This window comes from Streptomyces sp. FH025 (assembly GCF_017427025.1).
GTDB lineage: Bacteria > Actinomycetota > Actinomycetes > Streptomycetales > Streptomycetaceae > Kitasatospora.
The window spans coordinates 1-8,476 of record NZ_JAFLNG010000323.1 but is presented as its reverse complement, the minus strand read 5'-3'; the positions used below and the strand labels follow the sequence as shown (position 1 = coordinate 8,476).

The 8,476-nt window shown below is 72.7% G+C and carries 7 protein-coding genes; 3 read left to right on the top strand and 4 right to left on the bottom strand.

Annotation, left to right across the window (positions count from 1 at the left end):
• A partial coding sequence (locus J0670_RS22105; protein ID WP_207813384.1) for a bifunctional glycosyltransferase family 2 protein/CDP-glycerol:glycerophosphate glycerophosphotransferase occupies positions 1-2,285 on the top strand: 2,285 nt, incomplete at its 5' end.
• A 57-nt stretch (positions 2,286-2,342) separates the two neighbouring features.
• Here J0670_RS22105 and J0670_RS22100 read toward each other — a convergent pair.
• Positions 2,343-2,555: an EF-hand domain-containing protein gene (locus tag J0670_RS22100; RefSeq protein ID WP_207813383.1), complete on the bottom strand. Its 213-nt coding sequence runs from the start codon at positions 2,553-2,555 to the stop codon at positions 2,343-2,345.
• A 176-nt stretch (positions 2,556-2,731) separates the two neighbouring features.
• Here J0670_RS22100 and J0670_RS22095 point away from each other — a divergent pair, with 176 nt between their 5' ends.
• On the top strand, positions 2,732-3,400 hold the full coding sequence (locus J0670_RS22095) for a 1-acyl-sn-glycerol-3-phosphate acyltransferase (protein ID WP_207813382.1): 669 nt from the start codon (positions 2,732-2,734) through the stop codon (positions 3,398-3,400).
• Positions 3,401-3,437: 37 nt separating this feature from the next.
• On the opposite strand, the gene J0670_RS22090 is transcribed toward J0670_RS22095, so the two are convergent.
• The 3 genes from J0670_RS22090 to J0670_RS22080 form a co-directional block, all read right to left on the bottom strand.
• Positions 3,438-5,261: an ABC transporter ATP-binding protein gene (locus J0670_RS22090; RefSeq protein WP_207813381.1), complete on the bottom strand. Its 1,824-nt coding sequence runs from the start codon at positions 5,259-5,261 to the stop codon at positions 3,438-3,440.
• Between the two features lie 243 nt (positions 5,262-5,504).
• Complete coding sequence (locus J0670_RS22085) at positions 5,505-6,278, bottom strand: SDR family oxidoreductase (protein WP_207813380.1); 774 nt, start codon at positions 6,276-6,278, stop codon at positions 5,505-5,507.
• Between the two features lie 563 nt (positions 6,279-6,841).
• Complete coding sequence (locus J0670_RS22080; RefSeq protein ID WP_207813379.1) at positions 6,842-7,504, bottom strand: LysE family translocator; 663 nt, start codon at positions 7,502-7,504, stop codon at positions 6,842-6,844.
• A gap of 107 nt (positions 7,505-7,611) precedes the next feature.
• Here J0670_RS22080 and J0670_RS22075 point away from each other — a divergent pair.
• On the top strand, positions 7,612-8,476 hold an 865-nt coding region (locus J0670_RS22075; RefSeq protein WP_207813378.1), incomplete at its 3' end, for an aminotransferase class I/II-fold pyridoxal phosphate-dependent enzyme.

The window sequence follows — 8,476 nt, the reverse complement described above, 5'->3', positions numbered from 1 at the left end:
TAGACTCGGCCAGCGTGTCCCTCCTCCTCAGCATCGTGCTCCCGGTCCACGGCGTGGAGCGGTACCTGCCGCGCTGCCTCGACTCGATCCTCGGCGACGTCCCCGCCGCGGAATCCCGCTTCGAGGTGATCGCGGTCGACGACCTCTCCCCCGACGGCTCCGGCGCGATCCTGGACGCCTACGCCGCCCGCGACCCCCGGCTGCGGGTGCTGCACCTCACCGAGAACCAGGGCCTCGGCGGCGCCCGCGCCGCCGCCCTGCCGCAGGTGCGCGGCGAGTACGTCTGGTTCGTGGACAGCGACGACTGGCTGCCCGAGCGGACGGTCAGCGTGATCCTGGACGAGCTGGAGCAGGAGCGCCGCCGCGAGACCCCCGCCGACGTGCTGATCACCGACTTCACCCACGTCTACCCGGACGGCGAGACCGAGCCCAACCCCTGGCGGCACGTGCTGGTCGGCTCCCCGCTGGTCGAGGGCTGCACGCTGGCCGAGCACCCCGCGCTCTTCCAGACCGTGATGTCGGTGTGGAACAAGGTCTTCCGCCGCGCCTTCCTGGAGGGCCTCGACGTCGCCTTCGGCCGCGGCTACTACGAGGACATCTCGGTCACCTACCCGGCGCTGCTGGCCGCCGAGCGGCTGCGCTACCTCGACCGCCCCTGCTACGTCTACCGGCGTGGCCGGGACGGCGCGATCACCGCCACCGCCTCCCCCAAGCACGCCGACGTGTTCGCCCAGTACGACGCGATCTTCGCCTTCCTGGACCGCCCGGACCGCCCCGGCCGGCCCGTCCCTGAGTCGCTGCGCACCCTCGTCTTCGACCGCACCGTCCGCCAGGCGCTGAACGTCTACGACACCCCGGGGCTCGTCCCCACCGACCTGCGCAAGGACTTCTTCCGCCGGATCGCCCAGCACTTCGAGAGCCACCGCCCGGCCGGCTACCGCTTCCCCGGCGGCGTGCGCGGCGTGCAGTACCGGCTGGCCGCGCGCGGCGCCCGGATCGCGTACGCGGAACTGCGCCGCACCGGGCGGCTGCCGCGCGAACTCAAGCGCGGGGCACGGGCGGTGGCGCCCGCGGTGCGCAAGGGCGTGCGCAGCGGCGCCCGGTTCACCGCGTACAACGCCTTCCGTCGGATGCCGCTGGACGAGGGCCTGGCGGTCTACGCCGCGTACTGGCACCGGGGTTACGCGTGCAGCCCGGCGGCGATCTACGAGAAGGCGAAGGAACTCGCGCCGCAGGTCCGCGGCGTGTGGGTGGTGGAGAACCGCGCGCAGGCCGCCGCCCTGCCACCCGGTGTGCCGTACGTGATAGTCAACACGCCCGCCTACCTCAAGGCGATGGCCACCGCCAAGTACTTCGTCAACAACGTCAACTTCCCCCACACGATGGCGAAGCGGCCCGGCACGGTGCACGTGCAGACCCAGCACGGCACCCCGGTCAAGGCGATGGGCATGGACCTCCGCCGCTACCCGGAGGCCGCGGAGGGGATGGACTTCGAGCGGCTCCAGGAGGGCATAGACCGCTGGGACTTCCTGGTCTCCTCCAACCCGCACACCAGCGAGCACTTCACCCGGGCCTTCCCCGGCCGGTACGAACTGCTGGAGACGGGCTACCCGCGCAACGACCGGCTGGCGAACGCCACTTCGGAGGACATGCGGGCGATGCGCGAGCGGCTCGGGCTGCGTCCCGGCACCACCGCGGTGCTGTACGCGCCGACCCACCGCGGCGGCAAGGGCGGCTACGTACCGCTGGTGGACGTGGCGGAGCTGGCCCGGCGGCTGGGCCCGCGCTTCACACTGCTGGTGCGCACCCACTACTTCCACACCGGCGGCCCGGGCGACCTGACGGCGGGCGAGGACGCGGCCGCGATCGTGGACGTGTCGGCGCACCCGACCGTGGAGGACCTCTACCTCGCGGCGGACGTGCTGGTGACGGACTACTCCTCGATGATGTTCGACTACGCCGTACTGGACCGGCCGGTGGTCATCTTCGCCCCGGACTGGGAGGAGTACCGGCGCGAGCGCGGCGTCTACTTCGACCTGTTCGAGGAGCCGCCGGGCGCGGTCACGGTGGACGCGGACGGGCTGGTGCGGGCGCTGCGGGCGGGCGACACGGAGTGGTCGGCGCGGGCGCGGTTCCGGGCGAAGTTCTGCGTCTGGGACGACGGCGGGGCGGCGGAGCGGGTGGTGCGCCGGGTGTTCCCGGTCAAGGGCACCGCGAGCGGCGCCTCGAACGACACCTCGGACGGCAGCTCGAACGGCAGCTCGAAGGGCGTCGGGGAGAGCTGAGAGCCTCCGGACGGGGCCGGTGCCGCCGGTACGGCGCCCGGCCCCGTCAGCGCGGGTTCAGCGCTGCCGGGCGGCCAGGAACTCGTCGAACGTGAGGTAGCCCTGGTGACGGGTGTCCATCGCGTGGATCAGCGCCTCGGCCATCGAGATCGTCACGTCGTGGTCGCCCATCTCGTTGGCCACCAGCGCGTACTCGGCCGCAGTGATCTTGCCGTCGCCGTTCTTGTCGAAGCGGTCGAACATCGCCTTGATGGCCTCGGTGGTCTCCATGGTGCCCTCCTGGGTACTGCGGGGTCGTGCTCGGTTCGGACGGCCGTACCCTACCCGGCCGTGGTGCGCGCCACGGCCTCCGGGAGTGGACGCGCGCCGGGGTCGGTGTCGTAGTCTGCGGATCTGATTGCGGGCCCGGGCTCCTCCCGGGCGGTCGTTCGTCCAGGGAGGGAACCATGCTCGACCTCGTCACCAAGTTGGTGCTGAAACCCGTCTCGCGGGGAATCTGGCGTCCGGTCATCGAGGGGGTCGAGAACGTACCGCGCAAGGGCGGGGTGATCCTGGCCAGCAATCACCTGTCCTTCATCGACAGCGTGGTGATCCCGCTCACCGCCCCGCGCCGGGTCCACTTCCTCGCCAAGGCCGAGTACTTCACCGGCACCGGGCTCAAGGGCGGTCTGTCCAAGGGCTTCTTCGAGGCGATCGGCGCGGTGCCCGTCGAGCGCGGCACCTACCGCTCCGCCCAGGCCTCGCTGGAGTCGGCGCTGGAGATCCTGGAGGCCGGCAAGGCCTTCGGCATCTACCCCGAGGGCACCCGCTCGCTGGACGGCCGGCTCTACCGGGGCAAGACGGGCGTCGCCTGGCTCGCGCTGACCGCGGGCGTGCCGGTGGTGCCGGTGGCCCTGGAGGGCCCGGAGCAGATCCTGCCGGTGGGCAAGCGGATCCCGCGGCTCAAGAAGGTGACGGTCCGCTTCGGCGAGCCGCTGCACTTCGACGAGTTGCACGGGCAGGCCCGTTCGCTGAAGGCCCGTCGGCAGGTGACCGACGAGGTGATGGCGGCGATCCAGCGGCTCTCCGGCCAAGAGGTCGCGGGGAGTTACAACGAGGTGCCGAAGGCGGCCTGACCACGCTCCTACGCGTGACCCGCGCGGCCGCCTCCGCCTACGCGTGCCCCAGCGCGGCCGCCTCCTCCGGCGCCTCCCGGCGCAGCAGAGCCGCGTACCGCCCGTCCAGCTCCACCAGCTCCTCGTGGGTGCCGAGTTCGACCACCTCGCCGTGGTCGAGCACGGCGATCTGGTCGGCGGAGCGGACGGTGGAGAGCCGGTGCGCGATGGTGATGGTGGTGCGACCGGCGGCCAGGGCGTCCACGGCCTGCTGGACGGCGCGTTCGGTGCGGTTGTCGAGTGCGCTGGTGGCCTCGTCCAGGATCAGCACCGGCGGGTTGCGCAGAATGGTGCGGGCGAGCGCGAGGCGCTGCTTCTCCCCGCCGGAGAAGCGGTAGCCGCGCTCGCCGACCAGGGTGTCGTAGCCGTCCGGGAGGGCGGCGATGGTGTCGTGGACCTGTGCGGCCCGGGCGGCCTCGACCAGTTCGGCGTCGCTGGCCCCGGGCTTGGCGAACCGCAGGTTCTCGGCGACCGAGGCGTGGAACAGGTAGGTCTCCTGGGACACCACCCCGACCGCGCGGGCCAGGGTGTCGAAGGACAGGTCCCGTACGTCCACGCCGTCCAGGGTGACCCGGCCGCCGGTGACGTCGTACAGCCGCGGCACCAGGTAGCTGAGGGTGGTCTTGCCCGAGCCGGTCTCACCGACCACGGCCAGTGAACTCCCGGCCGGGACCTTGAGGTCGACGCCGGCCAGGGTCGGGCGTTCCTGCGCGGGGTCGTAGCGGAAGTCGACGGCCTCGAAGCGGACCTCGCCGCGGATGTCGTGCAGGGTGACCGGGTCGGCCGGCTCGGCGATCTCCACCGGCAGGTCGAGGTACTCGAAGATGCGCTGGAAGAGCGCGAGCGAGGTCTGCACGTCCACGCCGGTGGACAACAGGCTGACGGTCGGGCGGAACAGGCCCTGCTGGAGGGTCACGAAGGCGACCAGGGTGCCGACCGAGACGATCGGCGCTCCGGCGGCGGAGGTCAGCCCGGCCGCCCAGTAGATCAGCGCGGGCATCGCGGCCATCACGATCTGGATGGTGTTCATCCGCCAGCGCCCGGCCATGCTGGCCCGCACCTCCAGGTCGGCGAGCTGGTCGGACTGCTCGGTGAACTCCCGGGCGAGCGAGCCGGAGCGGCCCATGGTGCGGCCGAGCAGGATGCCGCTGACCGAGAGCGACTCCTGGACCGCCGAGCTCATCGCGGCCAGCTGCTTCTGCCGCTCCGTGGTGATCTTCTTGCGCTCCTGGCCGACCCGGCGGCTGATCCAGACGAACAGCGGGAGCAGGAGCAGCGAGACCACGGTCAGCCGCCAGTCGAGGGCGACCATGGCGACGATCGAGGCGATCACCGCGGTGAGGTTGGAGACCAGGCTGGTCGCGGTGGAGGTCACCGTGGACTGCATGCCGCCGATGTCGTTGGCGATCCGGGACTGCACCTCGCCGGTGCGGGTGCGGGTGAAGAAGGCCAGGGACTGCCGCTGGAGGTGGCCGTAGACGGCGGTGCGCAGGTCGTGCATGACGCGCTGGCCGACGGTGGTGGAGATCAGCGTCTGCAGCACGTTGAAGATGCTGTTCACCACGGCGGTCAGGATCATCCCGAGCGCGAGCAGGCTGAGCAGTCCGGTGCGGCCCTGCGGGATCGCGGTGTCCAGGACGGCCCGGAGCAGGAACGGCGAGACGACGGAGACCACCGCGGAGGCGGCGACCAGCAGCCCGACGGTGGTGAGACGGCCGGCGTAGGGGCGGAAGAGCGCGAGGATGCGTCGCCACTGGGCCGGTGGGCGGGGCTCGCCCTCGGCGCGCTCGGGCGGGGTCCAGTCGATGGCGGCGTGCCTCAAGGACGGGCCTCCCTGGGTCGGGCGCGCGGGGGTGTGGGCGCGGCGGCGGGTGTGGCGGTCGGGCGAGCGCCAGCATAGCGAGAGTAGCTCATAGTTAGACAAGCTAATAGTGAGTGTGGCTCTATTCCCTCGCCCTGGCCGACCGCCCGCCCTGTCCGACTGACCCGACTGACGCGACCGGCCGACTGGCCGACTGGCCGACTGGCCGACCCGTTCCCGGCACCCGCCCGACCGCGCCGCGGCTCAGTTCGTCCGGTAGGTGCGCGCCGCCTTCGAGGAGATGCCGCCGAGCTTGCCCGAAGGCAGCACCCGGGCGATCGCGACGGCCGCCTTGTACCGCTTGCCCGGCACCGACAGCGACTTGCCGCGCGCCAGGTCGCGCATCGCCTCGTCCACCACCCGCTCGGAGGAGAGCCAGGCCCAGGACGGGATGTTGCCGGTGCCCATGCCCGCCCGCTGGTGGAACTCCGTTCGGGTGAAGCCCGGGCACAGAGCCAGCATCCGCACGCCCGTCCCGCCGAGGTCGCGCAGCACGCCCTGGGTGAAGCTCACCACCCAGGCCTTGCTCGCGCCGTACGTGCCGCGCGGTAGGAAGGCGGCCACCGAGGCCACGTTGATGATCGCGCCCCGGCCGCGCTCGCGCATCCCCGGGAGGGCGGCCGTGGTCAGCCGGAGGATGGCCTCGATGTGCACCTTCAGCATGTCCAGTTCGCCCTGGAGCGGGACGGTGCCGAAGGCGCCCTTGTTGCCGAAGCCGGCGTTGTTGACCAGGAGGTCCACCGGGCGCTCGGCGTCGGCGAGCCGGGCCTCGACGGAGGCGATGCCCTCGTCGGTGGCGAGGTCGGCCGTCAACACCTCCGCCTCGATGCCGTACCGGGCACCCAGTTCGGCGCTCGCGCGCTCCAGGCGCTCGGTGTCCCGGGCCACCAGGACGAGTCGGTAGCCGCTGCGGGCGAGGCGGCGGGCGAAGGCGGCTCCGATGCCGGCGGTCGCGCCGGTGATCAAGGCTGTGGTCATGCCCCGACGGTACCGACTCGCGACCGCCTGGCCCACCCCAAGGGCAACTCCCCTGATCGGCCAGTACCGCCCGACGGGGGGCAGCACCCGGCCGGGCGAGGAAATCCTGATGAGGAGCACAGCTGATGCTCACTCGGTTCTGGGCGGAACCCGCTCCGGCGTCGCGCGGCGCGACGCTGCCCGAGGCCGGATCCCTCGCTCGCCTGACGGCGGAGGGCGAGGCCGTCGCGCCCGACGCGCCCACCTGCTCGCCGGAAGCTCTGGGCCTCCTGTTTTGCTCCTGCTCCTGCTGGTTTTTGCTCCTGCTCCTGCTCCTGCTGGCGATGCTGACGCCGGAGCACCCAAGGAGAAGCCGACCCGGCAGCCGGGCCCCAGCCCATCACCCGGCCGGTCCGCGACGACGGGCGTGCGACCGCACTCGCGGCCCCGGACGCCCCCGGCACTCGTACCGCCGCCGGCAGCGGTACGGGTGCTCAGCACGGACCCATCTCAACTGCGGTGGCGCCGAGTCGGGGAGCCCGAACCGGTCGGACTGCTCGGGCCGCTCAGGCGACTCAGGCGACTCAGGCGGCCACGGCCTTGGCGCGGTCGGTGGCGATGTGCACGGCGAGGCCGCCGAGGACGGTTCCCATCGCGTAGCGCTGGATCCGCAGCCAGGCGGGGCGGCGGTTGAGGAAGCGCGCGATGCCGCCCGCGCCCATCGCGATCAGGCCGTTGACGGCGACCGCGATGGCGATCTGGACCAGGCCCAACACCAGGCTCTGCAAGGCGACATGGCCGCGCTCGGGCGCCACGAACTGGGGCAGCAGCGAGATGTACATGATGGCGATCTTGGGGTTGAGCAGGCAGGTCAGGAAGCCCATCGCGAACAGGCGGCGCGGCCGGTCCGGCGGCAGTTGTTGCGGGGCGAAGACCGCCGTGCCGCCCGGCTTGACGGCCTTCCAGGCCAGCCAGAGCAGGTAGCCGGCGCCGGCCAGCTTGATCGCGGTGTAGAGCGCGGGCACCACCGAGAAGACGGCGGCCACCCCGGCCGTCACCGCGACCAGGTAGACCAGCAGGGCGGTCGCGACGCCCAGCAGCGACACCAACCCGGCGCGGCGGCCCTGCGCGATCGAGCGCGAGACCAGGTAGATCATGTTCGGCCCCGGCGACAGCACCATGCCCAGCGCCACAGCGGCGATCCCGAGCACGGCGTGGCCGCTCACGGCGGAAGTCAGCGCGTCCATGTGAGGAGGCTAGGGTGCGCCGCGAGCTCGATGCAATGATGACTTTGCGCTCGGTGCAATGCCGCTGTGCCGCCGTGGCCACGGGGCGAATGGAGGACCGGACACCGATGGACGACTACCGCCTGATCGCGGACGGGATCGCCGCCGACATCACCAGCGGCCGGCTGCGGCCGGGGCAGCGGCTGCCCACCCAGCGCGCTTTCGCCCGCGGCCGGGGCATCGCGGCCTCGACGGCGGGGCGGGTCTACCGCGAGCTGGTCCGGCGCGGGCTGACCGTCGGGGAGGTCGGGCGGGGCACCTTCGTCCGCGCCGGACTCGGCGCCGACGACGGGCGGGTCGCACTCGCCGAACCGGCCGCCGCACCGGTCGACCTCGAACTCAACTACCCGGTCGCGCCCGGGCAGGCCGAACTGCTGGCCGGCGGGCTGGCGCCGCTGCTGCGGGCGGACGCGCTGGGCGAGGCGCTGCGACCGGTCGGCGCCGCCGGGACGGGCGCGGCCCGACGCGCCTTCGCGGAGCTGTTGACCCGCGACGACTGGGAGGTCCCGGCGGAGCGGCTGCTCTTCGCGGGCAACGGGCGGCAGGCCATCGCTGGGGCGCTCGCCGCGCTGGTAGCGCCCGGGCAGCGGCTCGGGGTGGAGGCGCTGACCTATCCGGTGGTCAAGGCGACGGCGGAGCGGTTGGGCATCCGGCTGGTACCACTGGCGATGGACGAGCACGGGCTGCTCCCGGACGCCGTGGCGGCCGCCCACCGGGCGGCGCCGCTGCGGGCGGTGTACGTCCAGCCGCGGCTGCACAACCCGCTCGGCGTGAGCCTGCCGAGCGAGCGGGCGGCCGCACTCGCGGAGGAACTGCGTCGGCTGGACCTGCCGGTGGTCGAGGACGCGATCTGGTCCTTCCTGCGGCCCGAGCCGGCGCCGCTGGCCGCGCTCGCGCCGGAGCGGACCGTGCTGGTCGACAGCCTCTCCAAGC

Excerpts from the sequence above, each read along its gene's own strand:
- J0670_RS22100 (WP_207813383.1), bottom strand. The coding sequence starts at position 2,555 with ATGGAGACCACCGAGGCCATCAAGGCGATGTTCGACCGCTTCGACAAG.
- J0670_RS22080 (WP_207813379.1), bottom strand. The coding sequence starts at position 7,504 with ATGGACGCGCTGACTTCCGCCGTGAGCGGCCACGCCGTGCTCGGGATC.
- J0670_RS22085 (WP_207813380.1), bottom strand. The coding sequence starts at position 6,278 with ATGACCACAGCCTTGATCACCGGCGCGACCGCCGGCATCGGAGCCGCC.
- J0670_RS22095 (WP_207813382.1), top strand. The coding sequence starts at position 2,732 with ATGCTCGACCTCGTCACCAAGTTGGTGCTGAAACCCGTCTCGCGGGGA.